This is a genomic window from Streptococcus sanguinis, from assembly GCF_900475275.1.
In the GTDB taxonomy this organism is placed as follows: Bacteria; Bacillota; Bacilli; order Lactobacillales; family Streptococcaceae; genus Streptococcus; species Streptococcus sanguinis_N.
The window spans coordinates 1,059,661-1,083,018 of record NZ_LS483364.1 but is presented as its reverse complement, the minus strand read 5'-3'; the positions used below and the strand labels follow the sequence as shown (position 1 = coordinate 1,083,018).

The window sequence follows — 23,358 nt, the reverse complement described above, 5'->3', positions numbered from 1 at the left end:
ATAAAATAAACAAATTAAAGAAGTTGAAGCAGAAGGTTTCCGTACCCACTCGAGATGACTGGGATGTCTCACAAAATGGCAAAAATTGGATATGCAAGGGTTAGTTCGTTTCCGTACCCTCGCGAGGAGACTGGGGGTTCTAACCTTTTGACAAAAAACTAGATACTGAATATCTGGAACTGTTTCCGTACCCTCCCGAGGTGAATGGGAGGTCTTACGAAAGCCAGGAAGACCTAAAGGAAGGACAAAATTTCCGTTTTCGTCCCCTCCCGAGGTGAATGGGGGGTCTTACATAGCTTGAAACTAAAAGATAGTTATTTTGGAGAAGAAGTTTCCGTACCCTCTCGAGGAAACTGGGGTTTCTTACGAAAGAGAGGAATTTACTATGGATAAATTTGATTATAAGTTTCCGTACCCTCTCGAAGTGAATGGGGATTCTTACGCTAGAAAATTGAAACAACAACGTAAAACCTCCGTTTCCGTACCCTCGCGAGATGAATGGAGTTCTTACACAAAGACGAACACGGCGTATTTCAATTAGGACTTAGTTCCCGTACCCTATCGAGCTGACTGGGGTTTCTTACAAAGACGTTGCTGTTCCTGTCCTTATTGGCGTTACTAGTTTTCCGTACCCTTCCGAGGTGAATGGGGGTTCTGACCGATTGAGAGTAAAGAGGGCGAAGAAAACTGCTAGGTTTCCGTACCCTCCCGAGGAGACTGAGGGGTCTTACCAAGACAAAGTTGAAGTGTCTGAAGACTTCCTGGCTTTTCCGTTCCCTCTCAAGGAGACTGGGGGGGCTTACAAGCTTGCTCACTATGTCTATGAGACTAAGACCTATTTGTTTCCGCCCCCTCTCGAGGTGACTGGGGTGTCTTACAAGATATTTGTAAAACTGAATAATTCTGAACACGTAAGTTTCCGTCCCCTCTCGAGGTGACTGGGGTGTCTTACGAAAATGACGGTCAGACTGTTGAGGGTGGAAAACTTGTTTCCGTCCCCTCTCGAGGTGACTGGGGTGTCTTACCCCATATCTTGTATAGGGTCTTCGCGTCGAACCACTAGATCTAGTTTGACATCCCAGTTGGAACTTATCCTTATTATACCATGAAGCCAGCAAATTTTAAAGATTAAAAGAATAATATCTCTTCCAGCAACTCAGCGCCAACATAGGGATTAAAGACTACAGTTTCTTCTTTATGCCCGACATATACGATGATATTGTCTCCTTCATCGGCTTGATAAAAGTCTCTTATATCTTTTATCAAAAGTTCAAAATTCAGCTTTTCTATATCGACTTCGAAGCAAGAACGCTGAACCCTTGTACCATAGCCTTCCAAAAGCTTGGCTAGTTTTAAACGCCTTTTATTACTTACGATATCATAAATAACCAGACAAAACTTTGTTTTCTTCCTGGCAAATTCCTTGCTGACACTATCAAGATTATAAAAAGTCATCTTCACTCTCCCGTATAACTGCTGATATAGTCGTCAGCATTCCTTGACTTAAAACATCGAATCAAAGACTTGACTTGCTGATCTGCCATGTACAAAAAAGTGTAGCGATTCTTATCCAATTCGACATAATGATGGATTTCTAAGATGCGCTCCCTCATAGCTCGAGAAAATACTTCAATCCCTTCCGAAGTCAAATGCATTTCATCCCCCATCTTCTCAAAATGCTCCCCCCTAATATCACCATGCTTAATCAGACTCATCACAGTATCATCTACGATGACTGGCCGCCACTCTTCCATTAGGTCGCTGGCTAGTACTGCATGATGGGTATGTGGCTGATGGGTAACTCCAAAGCCTGCACTAAGACCATTTTTCCGAATCAAGCCAATAAAACAGGAATACAAAATCGAATACCCAAAATTTAGCAGCGCATTAAAACGATCTAAGGACGGCCTCCTATTGCGACAATAAAACTGAAAATCTTCTTCTACCAGTAGATTAAGATAGTAGAAATAAGATTTAGCAATCCTACCTTCAATCCCCATAATTTCTGATATGCTTTTGGCAGATTTAAGGCTCTCACAAGCAGATTTAAAACGTTTAAAATCCTCTTCGTCAAATAGCCCTTGCTCATCGTATGCTTTTAGCAGATTTAATTGATTCATGATTTTTGCCGAAGCTATCCTCTGCGACATCTTCAGACAGAAACTTTTATCAAAAGAAGCTTGGGCCTGCTCTCTCTGCTTTTCATAGTCCGCTTCCTTAAAAGAATCCATCGAAAATAAAAACTCACCCTTGCTAGAAAAATAGAAGACTGGAATCCCATGGCGAGATAAAGATTTCAGCAATTGTGTTGATAACTGAGAATTACCAAATATAAGAATGTTATCAATTAGACCTAATGAAATAGCCTTGAGCATAGTGCGTTCTTGGTTCTTTATCATTAACTTACGATCACTAATTGATAAACTGTATGAAGAGTTCTGAATATACAAATCGGCCATATTAAAACACCTTCTTTTTATTTAATATTTTAATATACCTATTTTAAGTTGTCAATAAAAACCCTTGCAAAATCTACAAGAGTCTTTTCTTTCTTATTTTTAGAAATAGATTCTAGTCATCTCTTCTCAACTTCCCCAACACTTCTCCAATCTTGCCCTCAATGACTAAGTCTGCCTGGCTGTCTTGAGGGATGCTGGTCTTGTTGATGACGACCAGATGCTTACCTGAAAAGTACTGGATGAGGCTGGCTGCGGGATAGACGACTAAGGAAGTGCCGCCGATTATCAGTAGGTCAGCTTGATGGATAGCTTGAGCTGCCTGCTGGAAAACTTCCATATCTAGAGGCTCTTCATAGAGGGTCACATCTGGCTTGACAATACCGCCACAGTCAAGGCAGTGAGGAATGGTACCCTGCAGAGCCAGAAAGCCATCCAAATCATAGAATCGCTGACAATTCAGACAGTAATTTCTATCCGCACTACCATGAAGCTTGAGAACCTTTTTCGAACCAGCCATTTCATGCAAGCTATCGATATTTTGAGTCACCACAGCCTTGAGCTTGCCCGTCTTCTCCAAGTTCGCCAAGTATGCATGAGCAGCATTGGGCATAGCATTCGGATAAAGCAGATACTTCTTGTAAAAGTCAAAAAACTCCTGCGGATAGCGCTCAAACATAGTGTGAGAAACCAGCTGCTCTGCTGTAAAATGCCGTCCCAGCTTGACGCTGTATATCCCATCTGAACTGCGGAAGTCCGGAATATTGGACTCCGTCGAAACACCCGCCCCACCGAAAAAGACGATATTTTGACTTTGGTCTATTAATTCTTGCAGCCTTGCAATCTTATCCATCCTGCTACACCTTATAAGAGACTTTCTATGACCGCATTCGCTCGGTCGAAGTAAAAAGGTTCCCTCTGATAAACTATACCTGTCTCCTGCGCCAAATCAACCAGAAGCTCCATAAAGTGCTGAGATGAGAAACCTGTCGTCCGGTGCAATTCTTCCTCATCGAAAGGCTTGATAAGATGAGCCAACGGATTGCGAACTGACTTTTCTAACTCTCTTAGCTGCTGTGCTGATTCTTTGACAGATTCAGGAAAATGCAACTGCAAAATCAGCTCCGTCAAACTAGAAGAATTGACCGTGCTTTCTGCATGAAAATTTTGCAGGTCAGGATTATCAGAATGTCGCATCTTTTCAAACTTCCAACGGTCGTAACTAGCCCCTCGCGAATTATGAATATAGCTGTCAATATCCGGTATTTGCATGCGAATCAGCCGCATAAAAATCCGATAAATAGCCGGACTGACAGCTCGGATAAAGTCAATCAGCTGCTCATTTCTAAGCTTGGCTTCCAGATCATAAAGGTAATTGACCAGCTGCTCGTCCGCTTCATTTTCATGGCAAAAAAGCTGAAAATCAGCTAGGTTAGACCCAGTGATTTCCAACTTTAGATTCATCATAGATTGGATGTTGAGCTCCCTTCGCTCCGCTAAAGCCTCAAGAAGAAGGACCAAGTCAGACTGGACACTGCTTCCTGCTCGCTCAGCTAGTTTATGGGCATAAGCATAGTCATAACGGGAAATAGCAAAGAGAATAGCTTCTTTGACATCTACTTTCATGCTTCTGCAATCAAGGTTTCCAAACCAACCTTCATCATATCGGTGAAGGTATTTTGGCGCTCTTCTGCTGTCGTATCCTCTTCAGGATTGACCAAGCTGTCAGAAATAGTCATGATAGCAAGAGCGTCCACATGGTGCTGAGCTGCCAAGTAGTAAAGAGCCGCAGCTTCCATTTCCACTGCCTTAACGCCCCACTTGCCAAGCTCGATGTTCTTTTCAAAGTAATTTGAGTAAAAGACATCTGACGACAAAACATTCCCAACATGGGTTGTCATACCGAGATCTTTGGCGATATGATAGGCCTTATCTAGTAAATCAAAGCTAGCGATTTGTGGAAAATCATACTGTGGCCAGTCATTGCGGATAATGTTGGAGTTAGTTGCAGCCGCCTGCGCCAGTACTAATTCACGGACATGGACATCAGCATTAAGCGAGCCAGCAGTTCCGACACGGATTAGCTTTTTCACACCGTAGTCAACAATCAACTCACGCGCGTAGATAGAGATTGAGGGCATTCCCATCCCTGTCCCCATAACTGAAACACGTTGTCCTTTATAAGTACCAGTGTAACCGAACATATTGCGGACTTCATTGAAGCAAACAGCATCCTCAAGGAAATTCTCCGCAATAAACTTAGCCCGAAGCGGATCCCCCGGAAGAAGAATTTTATCAGCAATCTCGCCTTGCTTAGCAGCAATATGAATAGACATAGTTAAGATACCAAACCCGTCAAAAGCAAAGGGAAAATAGGAGATGGCCGCAGTGAGCGATGCTCGAAAGACCAACTATCTTTTTCCCACCGCTTTTAGGGTGGGTTCAATTCCTTTCTTTCTTAATTTTAATATTCCATAGAAAGACTAACCCGAGTTCAATTCAAACTCAGACGCCCTTCCTTTCTGTATTTATTTGAAAGATAGTTTTTCGCTCGTGTTCAAATCTGAACAACTCACTCTACCTTTCTTTAGTTTAATGATTTTATCGGCTAGATAGAAAGGCTGTTCCGGATTAAATTACCAACCCAGACACTACGCCTTTCAACATTTTTTTACAATTCAGCAAGCGTTTCTTTAAGAAGTCGTTTGAAATCACCCTTGACACGTTCTGTTACTCCAACCACTTCCTCATGATTAAGCTCTTCTTGGAAACCAGCAGCAAAGTTTGTAATGCATGAAATTCCAAGGACTTTCAAACCAGAATGTGCTGCTACAATCACTTCAGGAACAGTAGACATGCCGACTGCATCCGCTCCAAGCGTCTTATAAGCACGGATTTCTGCAGGTGTTTCATAAGTTGGTCCAGTTACACCGATATAGACACCCTCATCCAGCTTGATACCAAGCTTATCAGCAACTTTATGAGCGACGGCACGGTATTCTGGAGTGTAAGATTTAGACATATCAGGGAAACGTGGACCAAATTCATCCAAGTTTTCACCAATCAAAGGATTTTGACCAGTCATATTGATGTGGTCAGTGATGGCCATCAGTGTACCAGGGCCATAGCCAATACCGCCAGCAGCATTGGTCACAATGACACCTGTCGCACCAAGAGCCTTCATCACACGCACTGGGAAAGTAACGATTTCTAAAGGATTTCCTTCATAGAAGTGGAAACGGCCTTGCAGTGCCAAGACTTTCCGTCCTGCCAAGTCTCCATAGACTAATTTACCAGCGTGACCAACAACAGTTGAGCGGCCCCAGTTTGGAATATCCGCATAGTCAAGACTAACGGTATTTTCAATTTCTGAAGCCAATTCTCCCAAACCAGATCCCAAAATCAGACCAAACTCAGGTTCTGTCATACCTTTTTCTTTTAAGAAGACTGCTGTTGCTTTGATTTTTTCTGATAAGCTTGTCATAAATATTTTCCTCACTCTCTTATTATGCTTATACCAATTTGTCCAAGAAGCTTTCACCAATCATAGCCTTGTCCACTCCGAAGTTTTCAGCAACGGTAGCTGAGATATCTGCAAAGTGTCCGACAGGAATATGACCATGACCGCTCAGCGATTTTCCGAAGACCAAGAGCGGAATGAACTCACGAGTGTGGTCCGTTCCGGCATAGGTCGGATCATTACCATGGTCAGCAGTAATCATGAGCAAGTCATCTTCACGCATGTTTTCTATAATTTCTGGGATGCGAGCATCAAACTCTTCCAAGCAGTCACGGTAGCCATGTGGATCACGGCGGTGACCATAAAGAGCATCAAAGTCTACTAGGTTAGTAAATGAGAAACCTTCTTTGAAGTTTTCATCTTTCAAGGCTTTGACCAATGTATCTACACCATGATTGTTAGACTTATTGTGTCCCATGTCATGATTGATTCCAGCACCGTTAAAGATGTCATTTATCTTACCAACAGAATAAGTATCAATTCCGGCTTCATTGAGCTTGTCAAGTACAGTTGGATTGAACGGAGATACGGCATAGTCGTGACGATTTGCTGTACGAGTGAAGTTACCTGGCTCACCTACATAAGGACGAGCGATGATACGTCCCAGAAGCGCAGGACGTTCCAAGGTAATAGAGCGGGCGAATTCACAGATACGATAGAGCTCTTCCAAAGGAATTACTTCTTCGTGTGCCGCAATTTGCAATACTGGGTCAGCTGAGGTGTAGATAATCAGCTCGCCTGTTTCCATCTGACGAGGACCAAAGTCATCAATAACTGCTGTACCAGAGTATGGCTTGTTAGCCTCACGAATGACCTTGCGACCAGAAAACTCTTCAATCTGAGTCAGGATTTCTTCTGGGAAGCCATTCCAGAAAGTATCAAAAGGCTCAGTAATATTGAGACCCATGATTTCCCAGTGCCCTGTCATCGTGTCTTTTCCAAGCGATACTTCTTCCAGCTTGGTATAGTAGCCGCTAGGATTTTCTTCTTGAGGAACTGTCTTCAAAGGAGTAGGACGCTCGATATTTCCTAGACCGATCTTAGCCATATTTGGCACATTCAGTCCTACCGTTTTGGAAATATGTCCCAGAGTATCTGAAGCACCATCTGGTACCCCTGCATTGACAAAGTTATTGGCATCTGGAGCAGCACCGATACCAACTGAGTCCATGACTACCAAGTGAATACGATTAAATTTTGGCATAAAATACCTCTTTCTATTTATTGGCCTCTAAAACTTGGAGACCCGATTTTCCAGCAACAATGACCTTGTCTACCATTTGATTAAACAATCCATGCTCCACTACTCCCACAACATGATCAAGTCCTTGTGCAAACTCAACTGGATTTTCAATCACACCTAAATCTAAGTCAATAATAAAATTCTGCATGTCTGTGATAAAACGCTGGTCGTCCTGCTGACGAAATGCCGGCTTATAGCCCGCACTCTCAAAGCGACGAAAGAGCTGTTCAGCACCGTACTGAACAACTTCTACTGGTAGCTTGAAGGCACCTAACTTCTCGACCATCTTGCTCTCATCGACTACCCAGATATAGTGCTTTGTAGGCACCGCTACGACTTTCTCCATGAGAAGTGCGCCACCACCGCCCTTGATACCGTTAAAAGTGGCGTCAACCTCATCAGCTCCATCAACTGTCACATCAACAAAGTCAACTTCATCAATGGATTTGAGCGGAATACCTAAACCTTCCGCCTGTTTGCTAGTGACACTGGAAGTCGTCACAGCTGTAATCTTCAGTCCTTCTTCTTTTATACGACGGCCAATCTCTTCGACAAAATAATAAGCGGTCGAACCCGTCCCGAGACCAACTATCATCCCGCTTTGGACAAATTCAGCAGCCTTGATTCCTGCCAGTTTCTTTAGATTTTCCATAGCACCTCCTCAAATCACACTACTTTTATTATAACATGATTCTCACTAACATGAAAGTGTTTTCTTTACCAGACTTAAATTTCATTCCTTCCGCTTGATAATCGAAAGCCTTGCTCCTCCTTGATTTTTGCGTTACAATTAGATTAATTGATTTTAAACACAAGGAAAAATACTGTATGATTACCAGAGAATTTGATACAATCGCTGCGATTTCTACACCTCTTGGCGAAGGAGCCATCGGTATCGTCAGACTAAGCGGGACTGACAGCTTTGCTATTGCCCAAAAAATCTTCAAAGGGAAAAATCTGAGCGAAGTGGAAAGTCACACACTCAACTACGGTCATATCGTTGACCCTCAAAAACAGGAAATTCTAGACGAGGTTATGGTTGGTGCTATGCGCTCTCCCAAGACCTTCACGCGCGAGGATATCATTGAGATAAATACCCACGGTGGGATTGCGGTCACGAATGAAATCCTACAGCTGGCTATCCGCGAAGGTGCGAGAATGGCTGAGCCTGGCGAGTTTACCAAGCGGGCCTTTCTCAACGGGCGTGTGGATTTGACTCAGGCTGAGGCTGTCATGGACATCATCCGCGCCAAAACCGATAAAGCAATGAACAACGCTGTCAAGCAGCTAGATGGCTCCCTCTCCAACCTTATCAACAATACCCGTAAGGAAATTCTCAACACACTGGCTCAGGTCGAGGTCAACATCGACTATCCCGAGTACGACGACGTGGAAGAGATGACGACCCAGCTTATGCGAGAAAAAACGGCTGAGTTTGAGGCTCTGCTGAGCAATCTCCTCAATACTGCACGACGAGGTAAGATTTTACGCGAAGGCATTTCCACTGCTATCATCGGCAGACCAAACGTTGGCAAGTCCAGCCTACTCAACAATCTTCTGCGTGAGGACAAGGCCATTGTGACTGATATCGAGGGTACGACCCGTGATGTGATTGAGGAGTATGTCAATATCAAGGGTGTGCCGCTCAAGCTCATCGATACCGCAGGCATTCGGGAAACCGATGACCTTGTGGAGCAAATTGGAGTTGAGCGCTCTAAAAAAGCTCTGCAGGAAGCCGACTTGGTCCTCTTAGTTCTTAATGCCAGTGAGCCTTTGACAGATCAGGACAGACAATTGCTCGAAATCAGTCAAGATAGCAATCGAATCGTCCTGCTTAACAAGACTGACCTAGAAGAAAAGATTGAGCTTGATCAGCTCCCTACTGATGTCATTAAGATTTCTGTCCTCCACAACCAAAATATTGATAAAATTGAAGAACGCATCAATCAGCTCTTCTTTGAAAATGCTGGTATCGTCGAACAAGACGCTACCTACCTGTCCAACGCCCGCCATATCTCCTTGATTGAAAAAGCTCTGGAAAGCCTGCAAGCCGTCAACCAAGGCTTGGACATGGGGATGCCGGTAGATCTTCTCCAAGTCGATATGACCCGCACTTGGGAAATTCTCGGCGAAATCACTGGTGACGCCGCACCAGACGAGCTTATCACCCAACTCTTCAGCCAATTCTGCTTAGGGAAGTAGAGAACAAAAGGACTGATATACTCAGTCCTTTTTATGATGAATAAAAACAAAACAACACAGCTCTAAAACGAGGTTGAAAAAATTCTTGAAAAAGAAGCTGTTTTGGAACCATTCGAAACAACACAGCTCTAAAACGCTCAACCGTTTAAAACGCTCTGCGACCTTGTTTTGGAACCATTCGAAACAACACAGCTCTAAAACACGAAGTCGTTGAAAAAAAAGGCAAGAAATGTTTTGGAACCATTCGAAACAACACAGCTCTAAAACTCATTGACTTGATTTGCGTTTAATGCTAAAGTTTTGGAACCATTCGAAACAACACAGCTCTAAAACTAAAGTTTCTTCTCAAGATCTGCAAGTTTAGTTTTGGAACCATTCGAAACAACACAGCTCTAAAACATCACCTTCCTCATTTACGATATTGATTGAGTTTTGGAACCATTCGAAACAACACAGCTCTAAAACTTTCAGTAGATTCAAGTGCTTTATCCAATGGTTTTGGAACCATTCGAAACAACACAGCTCTAAAACTTCCTGGTCTGCATGAGGAACTTCACTAAAGTTTTGGAACCATTCGAAACAACACAGCTCTAAAACCAATCTCCTACTCGTGATGTGTTGACGCAGGTTTTGGAACCATTCGAAACAACACAGCTCTAAAACGCAAGAGCCTAGACAACGAGAAGGCGTCCGGTTTTGGAACCATTCGAAACAACACAGCTCTAAAACGCAACAGCTCCTGAGCCAAGTTTAGCCGCGGTTTTGGAACCATTCGAAACAACACAGCTCTAAAACAAGCCAAAGCGATTTGTTGCGTTGCTTGGCGTTTTGGAACCATTCGAAACAACACAGCTCTAAAACAATAATCTGCTATTTCTTGAAGACGGTCAGGTTTTGGAACCATTCGAAACAACACAGCTCTAAAACTTCAGTAAATATTTTTCTAAAACTTCCTTGGGTTTTGGAACCATTCGAAACAACACAGCTCTAAAACTGAGTTGGATAACCTTCTGACGACCACCAAGTTTTGGAACCATTCGAAACAACACAGCTCTAAAACTCATGACGAGTTCGAATACGATTGGACTAAGTTTTGGAACCATTCGAAACAACACAGCTCTAAAACTTGGACTCAACGGTTCAGTCAGTGGTTTCAGTTTTGGAACCATTCGAAACAACACAGCTCTAAAACCCAGTTGACGAACGTAAAACAGGTTTCTTTGTTTTGGAACCATTCGAAACAACACAGCTCTAAAACCTACGGCTTTAAAATCATACATTGCCCTCAGTTTTGGAACCATTCGAAACAACACAGCTCTAAAACCAACTCATTTAAAATCTCTGATGTATCTTTGTTTTGGAACCATTCGAAACAACACAGCTCTAAAACCTGATTGAGTCTAGCTCTACCAGCCCTTTCGTTTTGGAACCATTCGAAACAACACAGCTCTAAAACTAAACAATCATAATAAAAGAAGAGAGATAAGTTTTGGAACCATTCGAAACAACACAGCTCTAAAACAGAACAGCTGGGAAATATGCACTACCTGTAGTTTTGGAACCATTCGAAACAACACAGCTCTAAAACATTTTAGGCGCTTTATCCATCAACTCAATCGTTTTGGAACCATTCGAAACAACACAGCTCTAAAACGTGTATTTCACAATCGTCCGATTGCCTTTCGTTTTGGAACCATTCGAAACAACACAGCTCTAAAACTTCTGGCATTTTGAGTGAAAATCATATCATGTTTTGGAACCATTCGAAACAACACAGCTCTAAAACTAAACAGAGTTGGCTTCATCTACAATAATAGTTTTGGAACCATTCGAAACAACACAGCTCTAAAACTACTTTGTAAGTTAAAAAAATGATTAATAAGTTTTGGAACCATTCGAAACAACACAGCTCTAAAACTTGAATGGGATTGGTGTCTGTGATGACAGTGTTTTGGAACCATTCGAAACAACACAGCTCTAAAACATCCAAATAGCAATAGCCGTACCCAGCATAGTTTTGGAACCATTCGAAACAACACAGCTCTAAAACAAGCCCAATACTACGGCACCAACGGGCGGCGGTTTTGGAACCATTCGAAACAACACAGCTCTAAAACATATTTCTAGTATAATTTCCAGGCATACGCGTTTTGGAACCATTCGAAACAACACAGCTCTAAAACTAGAGTTACCATTGACACGCAGAGCTATATGTTTTGGAACCATTCGAAACAACACAGCTCTAAAACTGCAAGCCTACCTTTTAACTGAAATTCAAAGTTTTGGAACCATTCGAAACAACACAGCTCTAAAACTGTTACAGAACGGGGTATCGCCGACGCTCAGTTTTGGAACCATTCGAAACAACACAGCTCTAAAACTCAGCTCCTCTTGCATGCGCTCCAACCGCTGTTTTGGAACCATTCGAAACAACACAGCTCTAAAACATATTTTAAAGGGGTTTAATATCAGTTACAGTTTTGGAACCATTCGAAACAACACAGCTCTAAAACTAGCTTTTCTGCCCCTTAACTGAAACTCAAGTTTTGGAACCATTCGAAACAACACAGCTCTAAAACCAAGCTAGAGTGAGATTAAAACCAACATACGTTTTGGAACCATTCGAAACAACACAGCTCTAAAACAGGAACATCGGTAGCACTTATTTCTGTTACGTTTTGGAACCATTCGAAACAACACAGCTCTAAAACAAATAATCTGCTATTTCTTGAAGACGGTCAGTTTTGGAACCATTCGAAACAACACAGCTCTAAAACCTCAGGACACCGCGGCCGCAAGCGGCTCGCGTTTTGGAACCATTCGAAACAACACAGCTCTAAAACGGTGGTCCTGTTGATGTCAAAAACTATTATGTTTTGGAACCATTCGAAACAACACAGCTCTAAAACCAGATAACGTCAACTCGTCCAATCCCTCGAGTTTTGGAACCATTCGAAACAACACAGCTCTAAAACACAATAGCTTACGAGAGCAAAACGAGCGCTGTTTTGGAACCATTCGAAACAACACAGCTCTAAAACCTCATTTTCGCTTAACTTTCCAGTTCGGATGGTTTTGGAACCATTCGAAACAACACAGCTCTAAAACTTCTCTAGCCAATCTGTCCAACTCGAATAGGTTTTGGAACCATTCGAAACAACACAGCTCTAAAACGTTACAGATTGGTCGATTTTAATACCATTTGTTTTGGAACCATTCGAAACAACACAGCTCTAAAACGTGTCCACTTCTCACCTCTAACCTGTTTAGGTTTTGGAACCATTCGAAACAACACAGCTCTAAAACAAATACTGCTGTAAAACCAATAAAGCAAAGTTTTGGAACCATTCGAAACAACACAGCTCTAAAACATTGTCCATAGCCACCAAACTTATGAGTAAGTTTTGGAACCATTCGAAACAACACAGCTCTAAAACGCAGTTAGCGACTATCGGAACAATGATAGCGTTTTGGAACCATTCGAAACAACACAGCTCTAAAACTGTTACATACACGGGGTTTCAACGACGCTCGGTTTTGGAACCATTCGAAACAACACAGCTCTAAAACGCAGACTATGACGCTACTAAGTCGCTAAATGTTTTGGAACCATTCGAAACAACACAGCTCTAAAACCTCGCTCTCTTACTCTGAAGCTCTAAATATGTTTTGGAACCATTCGAAACAACACAGCTCTAAAACGCGGGGGCTGTGTTTGTGTCAAATTGCTTGGTTTTGGAACCATTCGAAACAACACAGCTCTAAAACGAAGAATATTGAGCTTCATAGGTTTGCTGCGTTTTGGAACCATTCGAAACAACACAGCTCTAAAACAATAAGCATTGCTATCTAGCCGCTCATTCTGTTTTGGAACCATTCGAAACAACACAGCTCTAAAACATGAGTCCTGCCAGCTCCCAACTCAGTAGCGTTTTGGAACCATTCGAAACAACACAGCTCTAAAACACCTTGTCTATCAGCCTTGTTTCTGCTGATGTTTTGGAACCATTCGAAACAACACAGCTCTAAAACACACGTAACACAAAATAGGTATAATGATTTGTTTTGGAACCATTCGAAACAACACAGCTCTAAAACAATCTTGGTAAAATACAAAATTAATATAATGTTTTGGAACCATTCGAAACAACACAGCTCTAAAACTATTTAATCATTAAATCATTTTGTTTATCTGTTTTGGAACCATTCGAAACAACACAGCTCTAAAACCTCGTAAAAAATTTTTTCTCACGAAATTTCGTAATCGCGCCATTCGTCTCAGCCAGACTTCAGCTCGTCAGGTTCCAATTGTTACTCTTATTATACCATATTTTCAGGGTTCAAGAAATAGTCTTGATCCAGCACATACTGAGGGAAATCATAGACTTTTCGAGGTTCGACAAATAAGACTCTTAGTTGATTGAGTTGTATATACTCGATCAAATTTACTAACTCATCCTTTGATAGATAGGCGGATACATTGATGAAAACAAGAAGTTTCTTTTTAGAAAGATATTTAAAAACCTGGACAATTTCTAGCATCTTTTCAAAAAGTGTATCACTTAGAGTTTCGACTTTGACACCAAGTGCATCGATTAACTCTAGAATGGTGATTTCATCATACTCTAGGTCTAACTCGTTTTCCAAACACTCAAATGCCAACAATTCTGTAATCGTAGCAACCAGCTTTTCAATCATGGACTTGACTTCTGGTTTGTCATTGAGTTGATTTTCTAAATCAGCATGTATCAGCTTGAGCATAGAAGAGGAGTTGAGATTGTATCCTAAGACATCCGTTATTACCAGTAACTCAGACTCTTTCAGAGATTTTAGATTTCTATCAAATAACTTCAAGTCCCCATCATCAGTAGAATATTGGTAGAACTGCTTGACGATAGTTGAAAAGGTAAGTTGGTCTTCCAGGACTAAAAAGGTTGCATTTTCAATAGCCAATGGTTCATCCAATAATGGGAAATTAATCTTCATCTCCAGGCTCCTCTCCTAGAAAAACTAAACGTGCGTCGGAGTTTGCTACGCTGGTATTTCGCTCGCCATTTAAGTAAATCATGCGAGAAAACTGCTTTTCTGTAACGGTTAAGAGAGTAATGTTTCCTTTTTTAGGATTATGAGTCTTGAGTCGCTCAATCATGGCGTTATTAGCAGAGTTGTTGAGCAAGAGCTTGCTATAGATAGAGAATTGGTGCATGATAAATCCTTCATCTATGAGGAACTTGCGAAATTTCCGATAGGCCTTGCGTTCCTCTGCGGTATCAACGGGCATATCAAACATTAAAATCATACGCATATATCGATAACTCATATCCTAAACTCAGGAACTCCTTTCTCCGGTTGATTGAGAGCCTGGATGACTTTCTTAGTATAGTCACTGACGATATTGGACAGGTACATATCTTTGCCATTGTAGTGAAAGGTATCTGAGAAAATAGTGAAAAGTTCTTGTTTGATTTTGACAAAAGAACTGTTTCGATTTTCATAGACGATTCTGTCAATAATCGGACGGAAAGGCTCCATAATATCGCTAGCGAGGTTGAATTGATTAAACTGATTAGCATGTTTCAATCCAAACTGAGTCATACAACCAGACAAGACAATTTCACGCGCAAACATACTCAAAATTAAGGTGTAACCATAGTCCAAGGCAGCATTGACATCATTATCTTGTTCACGGCTAAAATCATTTCCAAACAAGGTGTTAAAATAAATCCGAGCTGCGTGCCCTTCGCGGTTACTAGGATCAAATAAATCCAATCCATGATAGAGATCGATGACGGACTGACTCTTTTCCAGAAAACCACAACTCCCTAGATAAAAAGCCTGATTGAGAATTTTTTGTGCAATGATGGTTGTCCAGATTTCCGCCTTTACATCTTCATTCCAAGCAATTTGCCGAGAGAGTTGCAGACTGGAATCGTGCCGACCGTAGTAGGGCATTAAGTATGCAGTTGGCAAGCGTTTATCATCACAAAAGATGACCAGAATATTTTCATCCACCAAACGTTTAATCAGCATGGTGGAGAGAACGATATCCGTCGTCTCCAAAAGAAGGATGTCCACCTCGGACAGGTGAATCAACTCTGTCCGAGAGGCATCTTTAAAGATCAAGTGATTGTTCTTGTAGGAGAGCTTAGAGTGTGTATTGACAACAACGGTCCTCCATCCCATTAGTCTTCTCCCAGTTTGCTTAAGTCAATCCGAGTCTCATAAAGACCAGTGATGGATTGGTGGATGAGGGTAGCGTTGAGGAGTGATGAAGGTGTATAGTCCCTATATCGTGGAATTTTTACTCCCAAGAATTCGAAGTCAGAGGCGCTTCCTTGTGATGTCAATTCGAATAAACCAGCATTTTTACTATTTTCTGGACCAATGAAGCTGAAACACAATTCTTTGATATCTGCTGTTTCCCAATCTGTAAAAGCTTGCCGGATTCTCTCTCCATTTTTTAACGCCCCAACATACTTTTCGTTAAAATCAAGTACATATTCTAAAAGTTTAGCAAACTCATCCCTATGTTTCTCAACATACTCTAAGTGCTCTGGTTCGAGTGTTTTATTAACATTCTTAGCATGATATAAAAGAGTTGTATACTTTTCGGGAATGACCAATTCATTACCTTTATGAATTTCTCCTCGTTTATTGTTTGTCGATAGAATACTTGCTAGTCTTCTTCTTGTACCATCAGGAAACTCAAATAAACTATATTTAGGTAAAGTAATAGTTGATAGAAGTTTTATATATCCTTTTTCAAGAAGATATTTTTCTTTGTTATTTTCAAAGTTAATTTTATCTAAAATAGAGATACCTTGAAACTCAAGAATTGTCTTTTGTTGTTTTTTCGCTCCTTTTTCAATAATAGCTTTAACTAAGACCGCATATGAGTTAGAAATACCAGCGTAACCACCGTATTTTCGTGGATCAAGCCCCTGTTTAATAGGAACAAGATTTTCTTTGCTATCTTCTGATGGTTTAGGAGATGGATTAGAATTGAACAAGCCTTTAGGTTTACCTCTATCTAGACCATGTGTCTGAATCTCTATTTTCTTCACAATATTCACCTGTGGGTAGGAAAGTACTTTTTTGATTGTTGCGAAATCTTTTTCCTTATTCCAAGCGATTTCTCCCGTATCCTTGGAGTATTCGATATTCTCTCTTTTTACGATAGCTCCGTCTGCGTAATGCACTTCTTCTTTAAAAAAGTTCAACAAGTTTGAGTAAAAGAAATACTTCTCAGTTGCTTTTTCAATTTCTTTAGAGGGTTTGAATCTTGAGATGTATTTCTTAAGGTCGTACTTTTGATAGTCACCATAGACGAATTCAGGCTCTAGTTTAGGATATTTCTTAAGGATAGCCTTAGCCACCACCGCATTTAAGTAGGCATCATGCGCATGGTGGTAGTCATTGATTTCCCGCACCTTGTATAACCCAAATTCTTTACGGAAGTTGGAAACTAGATTGGATTTCAAAGTGATGATTTTGACGGTACGAATTTTCTGCTTCTTCTCATTCACTTCTGTATTGAAACGGGCATCCAAAATCTGTGCAACATTTTTTGTGATTTGCCGCGTTTCAACTAGTTGGCGTCTGATAAAGCCAACTTTATCACGCTCATCTAGTCCACCTCGTTCAGCTTTGGTTAAATTATTAAATTTACGTTCTGAAATCAATTTGGAATCCAACAATTGTTGCCAAAAAGCTTTTCTTTTTTGAACAACCTCTAAACTTGGAACATTATCGGATTTACCACGATTATCCTTTGAACTAGTCAAGACACGGTTATCGATCGAATCATCCTTTATAAAGGCCTGTGGAATGATGTGATCAATATCATAGTTGCTTAGTTGGTTGATTTCAAGGGCTTCCCCTGTATACATATCCTTCCCATTTTGGAGATAGTAAAGGAAGAGACGGTCATTTTGAAGTTGAATATTATCTGTAGGATTTTCTTTTAATATATTTGAATCAAGCCCAGGTGCTAAATTTTTTAGTGCATCTTCAATGCGTTTATATCTTTGTTGGGAATTCTTTTTCCCTCTGGTAGTTGTCTGATTTTCTCGTGCCATTTCAATCACAATCGACTCAGGAGCATAGCCCATAACCTTGACAAGTTCATCAACAATCTTGATACTTTGTAAAATTCCTTTTTTGATAGCAGGACTGCCTGGAAGTTCTTGGACAACTTGCTTCACATCATCTGTTTTACCAACTACTTGTGCTTTTTGGATAATTTCTTTGAAGGATAGTCCGTCATCATTGATCAACTGCATAAAGTTACGATTGTTATAACCATCATCAACCAGATAATCAAGAATCGTTTTGCTAGTTTTTTTATCACAGATACCATTAATCAGCTTGGCAGAGAGTTTTCCCCAACCAGTATAATGTCGACGAGTCAGTGATTTAATCACTTTTTCATCAAAGATGGAGTCATATTGAGCAAGGCGTTGCTTAATCATCTCACGATCTTCAAATATTGTGAGAGTATGAACTATATTTTCAAGAATCGCTTCATTTTTAGGATCATCCATAAATTCTTTATCTCTGATAATTTTGAGTAAATCATGATAAGTAGATAGACTAGCGTTAAATTGTTTTTCAATTCCTTTTAGTTCGATTCCATCGTAACCATCAACATTGTGTAGATAATGAATGAGATCATTTTCAGTTACTTTTCTTTTCTCTTTGAATAATTGATTGACAATTTGCTTCTTCTGCCCACTATCAAGAAATTGATAATCTCTCAATCCTTCTGCAATAAATTTTACTTTTGTTAATTCATTATAGACAGCAAATATTTCGTATAATAGGCTGTGCTTAGGTAGAACTTTTTCCTCTGGTAAATACAAGTCATAGTTAGTCATTCTGTGAATGAAGTCTTCGGCAGATCTTGCCTTATCAACAACTTCTTCAAAATTCCAAGGTCTGATTTGCTCGTCCGAGTTTCGAGTAAGCCAAGAAAAATCACGATTGTCACGAGCCAACGGGCCAACGTAGTAAGGAATACGGAAGGTTAAGATTTTCTCTATCTTTTCTTTGTTTTCCTTCAGAAATGGATAATGTTCTCCTTGTCGACGGAGAATGACATTCATTTCTTGAAGATGAATTTGATGAGGAATAGAACCATTATCAAAGGTGCGCTGTTTTCTCAAAAAATCTTCACGTTCAATTTTATCAAGAAAATAATCTGCTCCTTCGAATTTAGAGAGAAGATTTTTGATATATTTGTAAAATGCTTCTTGAGTGGTCTTGCCATCGATATACCCAGCATACCCATCTTTAGATTGGTCAGAAAAAACTTCATCATATTTTACTGGAAGATTGTTTTTGATGAATTGTTTTAAAGCTGCTAAGTCTTCTTGGTGGTTTTCATAGCGCTCAATCATAGAGGCTGATAGTGGAGCCTTGGTTGAAGGATCTGTAACAGTTAAGATTCCTGATAGAAGAATGGCGTCATAGAGTTTTTTAGCAACTAGGAAAAGGTCTGCAAAACCATCCCCAATTTGTCCGAGTAAGTTTTCCAAATCCTCATCATAGGTATCTTTAGAGAATTGTAGTGGAGATTTTTCTTCTAAATCAAAATGTTTCTTAAAATCAGCTTGATTCCCTACAATCAACTTGAGAAATTCTGAAAATAATCCAGTAGATTTTTCATTAGAGAAGAGTTTCAGTACATGATCTTTTTTAGCGGATTTACTAATCTTATCAGTAAATATTGCTTCGACTTGCGCTTTTTGTTCACTGAGAGAACTTCCTTCAAAAGTGCTGTCGTACGTGGTTACAAATTCATTAAAGATTTTTTGGATATCATTGTTTTTAATATCGAAAGATTCTTCGTATAAAAAATGTCCACGGTATTTAATCATATGAGCTAATGCCAGATAGATTAAACGCAAGTCAGTTTTTTCTTTCGAATCCGCAAGTTGCTTTCTCAAATAATAGATAGTTGGAAATTTCTTGTGATATTCTTTTTCTTCTGCTAAGGTAGCAAAAATAGGGTATTTACTTCGTCTCTTATCCTCAGGAACTAAAAAGGAGTCATCTAGTCGATGGAAGAAGCTTTCATCTATTTCATTCATTGATTCTGTAAAAATTTCTTGAAGATAAAGAATACGGTTGCGTCGGCGAGTATAGCGCCGACGAGCTGTTCGTTTTAGACGTCTACTCTCTGCAGTATTTCCATCGTCAAATAATAAGGCGCCTAATAAATTTTTCTTAATATGACTTCTATCTGTATCCCCGAAAACTCTCATTTTCTTAGCAGGAACTTTATAATCATCAGTTACTACAGCCCATCCAACGCTATTTGTTCCTATATCAAGTCCTATTGAATATGGTTTCTTCATAAAAATCCCCTTTTATAAATTTGTTTTTTTATGTCAATATTTTAACACAAAAACGTTTACATTTAAAGAAAAATATTATATAATTATTTTGTTGGAACTATTCGAAACAACACAGCAAGTTAAAATAAGGCAGTGGTTTTTAAGCCCAGTCCGTATTCAACTTGAAAAAGTGCGCACCGATTCGGTGCTTTTTTATTTACTATAATAACCCTATTGTGCTCCTATTTCTTAAAAACAATTTATTTTAAAGATTTTTTATTTAAACACAGAAAAAAACTACGTTTGTCAACGTAGTTTTTCAAATCCATGTCCCCTGCCGGAATCGAACCAGCAACTACTCCTTAGGAGGGAGTTGTTATATCCATTGAACTAAGGGGACTTAGAGAAAAACTCTGCCCAACGACAGAGTCTTTCTAAGATTAACGGCGAATTTCTTTGATACGCGCTGCCTTACCTTGCAATGCACGAAGGTAGTACAATTTAGCACGACGGACTTTACCGTAACGAACGACTTCAATCTTATCAACACGTGGAGTGTGGATTGGGAAAGTACGTTCAACACCGATACCGTTAGAGATTTTACGAACGGTGTAAGTTTCTGAGATACCAGCACCTTTACGAGCGATAACCACACCTTCAAAGATCTGGATACGTTCGCGACTTCCTTCGACAACTTTCGCGTGAACGCGGACAGTGTCACCAGGACGGAATGCAGGGATGTCAGTACGAAGTTGACCTTCAGTCAAACTTTGGATTAATGGATTCATTTTTTCTACTCCTATCTTACTAATCTTAAGGTTCAAGACCGCAGCGGATTAGCCGTTTTTTGTGCTTCCATTAGGCACAAACTATATTATATCAAAATTTCTAAAAATGTAAAGATGTTTAAATGAAAATTCCCGAAAGAATCGCTAAAAATCCGAGTATGTATGTCAGAGCCAAATAGAAAACAAATTTCTTTCGCTCCGAAAAGAGCTCTGCCAGCTCATCATTCAAGGTGGAAAAAGTCGTCAGGCCACCACAGAAGCCTGTTGCTAAAATGACATAAACCTGCTTGTCTTCGATATGATTATAAAAATATCCAATGAGAAAAGCACCTAGAAGGTTTGCCACCAAAGTCCCAATCGGCAGAGATGCCCTGCTATTGACCTTGGAAAAAACATAACGCACAAGAGCACCAGCGCCACAGCAGATTAACATCGCCCACATCATGCCTTCACCTGCTTTCCAGCCCATAAGGCGATTGCAAGGCCACCACCTACACTTAAAACTAGATAGATAAGAAGCTCCGTATAACGTCCTGAATCTGCTAGTTTGATACTGTCTAGCAGAAGACCAGAAAAAGTCGTCAAACCTCCACAAAAACCGGTCGAAAGCGCTAGAATTAGACGCTGGGACTTAACTTTACTGCTAAGATAGCCCTTGATAATATAGACCAGCAAAAAAGTTCCCAAATAATTGACCAGTAAGGTAGCCAGCGGAAATGAATCAGCAAAAACTGATAAGAGCGCTACTTGGTAACGTAGCCAGCCGCCTACCATCGCAGATAAAGCCACAGCTATCGAGTTCTGTACTTCTTTCATTAGATATTTTTATTCTGAAATTCACGCGAACGTTTTAAAATGTCAGAAAAGGTCGCAACAACAGTTTCCTTGTAGTCTTTTTTTTCAACCTTATCCGCCACTCTGGCGAAAATCACATCTTCTCTCTTACTATCCAAGACAGCCGTACCTGTTAATTTTTTTAAAGCCACGACTTGGTCGACCAGATTCATGCGTTGCTCCAGCAAGTCAACAATTGCATCATCCACTTGATCAATTTCCTGTCTGATTTCTTCTAACGTCATCTCATTCCTCCTTATATTCTATCTATCATATCAAAAAATAGTAAAATTTTCTAGTTAATCCTAAATAAAAAGGTCCAATGGACCTTGATTAAAGGGAACTCGCAAGGGCGAGTCTTTATCTGCAACCTAAAACAACTCCCATCTATAGATTAAAAAAGTTCCCCGAACCTTATTAAAGAGCACTCGCTTAACCGAGTGCTTATCCGCAACCTAAAACAGTCCTCCTGACCTTGGATTAAGGAGAACTCGCAGAAGCGAGTTTTTATCCGCAGATTAAAAAGGTCCAATGGACTTTTTTAACCAACTGAGCCTTCCATACTCATATTAATGAGTTGGTTGAGTTCGACGGCGTATTCCATTGGAAGTTCCTTAGTAATGGGTTCCATAAATCCGTTGATAATCATAGCTGTGGCTTCTTCTTCGCTGATGCCTCGACTCATGAGATAGTAGAGCTGATCTTCAGACACTTTGGAAACCTTGGCTTCATGCTCTAGCGCGACATTGGAATTATGGATTTCATTAAAAGGAATGGTGTCAGAACTGGATTCACCATCCATCAGAATGGTATCGCACTCGATATGAGATTTGGAGCCAGCGCTATTCTTCCCAAAGCGAACCTGACCACGATAGTCTGTCTTTCCACCATCCTTGGCCACTGATTTAGAAATCAAGGTACTGGATGTCTTAGGAGCATTATGAAAGACCTTGCAGCCCGCATCCAAGTGCTGGCCATAGTTGGCAAAGGACATAGAGAGAACAGAAGTTCTTGCGTTGCGGCCATTAAGAATGCTACAAGGATATTTCATATTGACCTTACTGCCTAAGTTCCCATCAATCCACTCTAAGGTGCCACCCTCCTCAACAATCCCCCGCTCCGTTACAAGATTATAGACATTGTCCGACCAGTTTTGAATGGTTGTATAGCGGAAAAAGGCATCCTTTTTGACAATGATTTCGACATTTGCAGCATGAAGACTATTGCTTGTATAGGTCGGTGCTGTACAGCCCTCAATGTACTGTATAGAACCGCCCTCCTCAATAATCATCAAGGAGCGCTCAAACTGGCCGGCATTTTCACCATTGATTCGAAAATAGGTCTGAACAGGAACTTGGCACTGGACGTTCTTGGGCACATAGATAAAGGTTCCGCCAGACCAAACCGCACTATTAAGCGCAGAAAATTTATGCTCAGCATTTGAAATCACAGTACCAAAATACTGCTTGACCAAGTCCGGATATTCCTGAACAGCCGTATCCGTATCGGTGAAGATAATCCCCAGCTTGGCAAACTCTTCCTTCATATTGTGGTAAACCACTTCAGATTCATACTGAGCCACAGCTCCAGATAGAAAGCGCTTCTCGGCTTCTGGAATTCCCAAGCGGTCAAAGGTTTTCTTAATCTCTTCTGGAACTTCATCCCAACTGCGAGCCCGATCTCCGCTTAGCTTCTGATAGTAGATAACATCATCAAAGCGAATCCCTGACAAATCCGGGCCAAAGTCGGGCATTAGCAGTTTATGAAAGAGTTCCAAGGAGCGCAGACGATAGTCCAGCATCCACCGGGGCTCATTCTTGATTTCTGAGATTTCTCGAACAACTTCTTCTGTCAGGCCTTTACCAGTCGAAAAGAGCGGCTTGACATCATCATGAAAGCCAAAAGCATAGTCGCGTTCTTTCATAGGAACTCCTCCTTTATCTGATGGATAGCGCTTACCTATATTATACTCCTAATC

At 40.6% G+C, this 23,358-nt stretch carries 18 protein-coding genes, 1 tRNA gene and 1 CRISPR repeat array; of the genes, 1 reads left to right on the top strand and 18 read right to left on the bottom strand.

The window, feature by feature from the left end:
• Positions 1 to 1,128: 1,128 nt before the first annotated feature.
• The 8 genes from cas2 (DQM55_RS05590) to rpiA form a co-directional block, all read right to left on the bottom strand.
• Entirely contained in the window at positions 1,129 to 1,455 is a 327-nt protein-coding gene (cas2, locus tag DQM55_RS05590; RefSeq protein WP_172454733.1) for a CRISPR-associated endonuclease Cas2, read from the bottom strand.
• A 2-nt stretch (positions 1,456 to 1,457) separates the two neighbouring features.
• On the bottom strand, positions 1,458 to 2,459 hold the full coding sequence (cas1, locus tag DQM55_RS05585) for a CRISPR-associated endonuclease Cas1 (protein WP_111675757.1): 1,002 nt from the start codon (positions 2,457 to 2,459) through the stop codon (positions 1,458 to 1,460).
• Between the two features lie 112 nt (positions 2,460 to 2,571).
• Entirely contained in the window at positions 2,572 to 3,309 is a 738-nt protein-coding gene (locus DQM55_RS05580; RefSeq protein ID WP_111675756.1) for an NAD-dependent protein deacylase, read from the bottom strand.
• A gap of 11 nt (positions 3,310 to 3,320) precedes the next feature.
• Positions 3,321 to 4,082: a hypothetical protein gene (locus tag DQM55_RS05575; RefSeq protein WP_111675755.1), complete on the bottom strand. Its 762-nt coding sequence runs from the start codon at positions 4,080 to 4,082 to the stop codon at positions 3,321 to 3,323.
• A complete protein-coding gene (gene deoD, locus DQM55_RS05570) occupies positions 4,079 to 4,792 on the bottom strand; it encodes a purine-nucleoside phosphorylase (RefSeq protein WP_172454732.1) in 714 nt (237 codons plus the stop codon). The genes DQM55_RS05575 and deoD overlap by 4 nt, the downstream gene beginning before the upstream one ends.
• Positions 4,793 to 5,127: 335 nt before the next feature.
• A complete protein-coding gene (locus tag DQM55_RS05565) occupies positions 5,128 to 5,940 on the bottom strand; it encodes a purine-nucleoside phosphorylase (protein WP_111675753.1) in 813 nt (270 codons plus the stop codon).
• A 28-nt stretch (positions 5,941 to 5,968) separates the two neighbouring features.
• Positions 5,969 to 7,180: a phosphopentomutase gene (locus DQM55_RS05560; protein WP_111675752.1), complete on the bottom strand. Its 1,212-nt coding sequence runs from the start codon at positions 7,178 to 7,180 to the stop codon at positions 5,969 to 5,971.
• A 13-nt stretch (positions 7,181 to 7,193) separates the two neighbouring features.
• A complete protein-coding gene (rpiA, locus tag DQM55_RS05555) occupies positions 7,194 to 7,871 on the bottom strand; it encodes a ribose-5-phosphate isomerase RpiA (protein WP_111675751.1) in 678 nt (225 codons plus the stop codon).
• Between the two features lie 176 nt (positions 7,872 to 8,047).
• Between rpiA and mnmE the strand changes: the two genes are divergently transcribed.
• Positions 8,048 to 9,421 carry a tRNA uridine-5-carboxymethylaminomethyl(34) synthesis GTPase MnmE gene (mnmE, locus tag DQM55_RS05550; protein ID WP_111675750.1) on the top strand — a complete coding sequence of 458 codons (1,374 nt, stop codon included), beginning with the start codon at positions 8,048 to 8,050 and terminating at the stop codon, positions 9,419 to 9,421.
• A 99-nt stretch (positions 9,422 to 9,520) separates the two neighbouring features.
• Positions 9,521 to 13,651: direct repeats of the CRISPR family, unit length 36 nt; unit sequence GTTTTGGAACCATTCGAAACAACACAGCTCTAAAAC.
• 90 nt (positions 13,652 to 13,741) lie between these two features.
• Here the strand turns inward: mnmE and csn2 are convergent.
• The 10 genes from csn2 to sufB all read right to left on the bottom strand — a co-directional run bounded on the left by csn2 (position 13,742) and on the right by sufB (position 23,304).
• A complete protein-coding gene (csn2, locus tag DQM55_RS05545; protein ID WP_111675749.1) occupies positions 13,742 to 14,407 on the bottom strand; it encodes a type II-A CRISPR-associated protein Csn2 in 666 nt (221 codons plus the stop codon).
• Positions 14,397 to 14,741, bottom strand: coding sequence for a CRISPR-associated endonuclease Cas2 (cas2, locus tag DQM55_RS05540; protein WP_111675748.1), 345 nt, complete (start codon positions 14,739 to 14,741; stop codon positions 14,397 to 14,399). The genes csn2 and cas2 (DQM55_RS05540) overlap by 11 nt, the downstream gene beginning before the upstream one ends.
• A complete protein-coding gene (cas1, locus tag DQM55_RS05535; protein WP_111675747.1) occupies positions 14,738 to 15,604 on the bottom strand; it encodes a type II CRISPR-associated endonuclease Cas1 in 867 nt (288 codons plus the stop codon). Before cas1 (DQM55_RS05535) ends, cas2 (DQM55_RS05540) begins: the two co-directional genes overlap by 4 nt.
• Complete coding sequence (cas9, locus tag DQM55_RS05530; protein ID WP_111675746.1) at positions 15,604 to 19,779, bottom strand: type II CRISPR RNA-guided endonuclease Cas9; 4,176 nt, start codon at positions 19,777 to 19,779, stop codon at positions 15,604 to 15,606. The genes cas1 (DQM55_RS05535) and cas9 overlap by 1 nt, the downstream gene beginning before the upstream one ends.
• 307 nt (positions 19,780 to 20,086) lie before the next feature.
• A tRNA-Arg gene (locus DQM55_RS05525) sits at positions 20,087 to 20,158 on the bottom strand.
• A 40-nt stretch (positions 20,159 to 20,198) separates the two neighbouring features.
• Complete coding sequence (rplS, locus tag DQM55_RS05520; RefSeq protein ID WP_002900259.1) at positions 20,199 to 20,546, bottom strand: 50S ribosomal protein L19; 348 nt, start codon at positions 20,544 to 20,546, stop codon at positions 20,199 to 20,201.
• 118 nt (positions 20,547 to 20,664) lie between these two features.
• Entirely contained in the window at positions 20,665 to 20,991 is a 327-nt protein-coding gene (gene crcB, locus DQM55_RS05515; RefSeq protein WP_172454731.1) for a fluoride efflux transporter CrcB, read from the bottom strand.
• Positions 20,988 to 21,362: a fluoride efflux transporter CrcB gene (gene crcB / locus DQM55_RS05510; RefSeq protein ID WP_111675744.1), complete on the bottom strand. Its 375-nt coding sequence runs from the start codon at positions 21,360 to 21,362 to the stop codon at positions 20,988 to 20,990. The genes crcB (DQM55_RS05515) and crcB (DQM55_RS05510) overlap by 4 nt, the downstream gene beginning before the upstream one ends.
• Complete coding sequence (locus DQM55_RS05505; protein ID WP_111675743.1) at positions 21,362 to 21,625, bottom strand: chorismate mutase; 264 nt, start codon at positions 21,623 to 21,625, stop codon at positions 21,362 to 21,364. The genes crcB (DQM55_RS05510) and DQM55_RS05505 overlap by 1 nt, the downstream gene beginning before the upstream one ends.
• A gap of 296 nt (positions 21,626 to 21,921) precedes the next feature.
• A complete protein-coding gene (sufB, locus tag DQM55_RS05500) occupies positions 21,922 to 23,304 on the bottom strand; it encodes a Fe-S cluster assembly protein SufB (RefSeq protein ID WP_111675742.1) in 1,383 nt (460 codons plus the stop codon).
• Between the last annotated feature and the right edge of the window lie 54 nt (positions 23,305 to 23,358).

Excerpts from the sequence above, each read along its gene's own strand:
- cas1 (WP_111675747.1), bottom strand. The coding sequence starts at position 15,604 with ATGGGATGGAGGACCGTTGTTGTCAATACACACTCTAAGCTCTCCTAC.
- cas1 (WP_111675757.1), bottom strand. The coding sequence starts at position 2,459 with ATGGCCGATTTGTATATTCAGAACTCTTCATACAGTTTATCAATTAGT.
- DQM55_RS05575 (WP_111675755.1), bottom strand. The coding sequence starts at position 4,082 with ATGAAAGTAGATGTCAAAGAAGCTATTCTCTTTGCTATTTCCCGTTAT.
- crcB (WP_172454731.1), bottom strand. The coding sequence starts at position 20,991 with ATGATGTGGGCGATGTTAATCTGCTGTGGCGCTGGTGCTCTTGTGCGT.
- DQM55_RS05560 (WP_111675752.1), bottom strand. The coding sequence starts at position 7,180 with ATGCCAAAATTTAATCGTATTCACTTGGTAGTCATGGACTCAGTTGGT.
- DQM55_RS05565 (WP_111675753.1), bottom strand. The coding sequence starts at position 5,940 with ATGACAAGCTTATCAGAAAAAATCAAAGCAACAGCAGTCTTCTTAAAA.
- crcB (WP_111675744.1), bottom strand. The coding sequence starts at position 21,362 with ATGAAAGAAGTACAGAACTCGATAGCTGTGGCTTTATCTGCGATGGTA.
- csn2 (WP_111675749.1), bottom strand. The coding sequence starts at position 14,407 with ATGAAGATTAATTTCCCATTATTGGATGAACCATTGGCTATTGAAAAT.
- DQM55_RS05580 (WP_111675756.1), bottom strand. The coding sequence starts at position 3,309 with ATGGATAAGATTGCAAGGCTGCAAGAATTAATAGACCAAAGTCAAAAT.
- cas2 (WP_172454733.1), bottom strand. The coding sequence starts at position 1,455 with ATGACTTTTTATAATCTTGATAGTGTCAGCAAGGAATTTGCCAGGAAG.
- deoD (WP_172454732.1), bottom strand. The coding sequence starts at position 4,792 with ATGTCTATTCATATTGCTGCTAAGCAAGGCGAGATTGCTGATAAAATT.
- cas2 (WP_111675748.1), bottom strand. The coding sequence starts at position 14,741 with ATGAGTTATCGATATATGCGTATGATTTTAATGTTTGATATGCCCGTT.
- sufB (WP_111675742.1), bottom strand. The coding sequence starts at position 23,304 with ATGAAAGAACGCGACTATGCTTTTGGCTTTCATGATGATGTCAAGCCG.
- rplS (WP_002900259.1), bottom strand. The coding sequence starts at position 20,546 with ATGAATCCATTAATCCAAAGTTTGACTGAAGGTCAACTTCGTACTGAC.
- cas9 (WP_111675746.1), bottom strand. The coding sequence starts at position 19,779 with ATGAAGAAACCATATTCAATAGGACTTGATATAGGAACAAATAGCGTT.
- mnmE (WP_111675750.1), top strand. The coding sequence starts at position 8,048 with ATGATTACCAGAGAATTTGATACAATCGCTGCGATTTCTACACCTCTT.
- DQM55_RS05505 (WP_111675743.1), bottom strand. The coding sequence starts at position 21,625 with ATGACGTTAGAAGAAATCAGACAGGAAATTGATCAAGTGGATGATGCA.
- rpiA (WP_111675751.1), bottom strand. The coding sequence starts at position 7,871 with ATGGAAAATCTAAAGAAACTGGCAGGAATCAAGGCTGCTGAATTTGTC.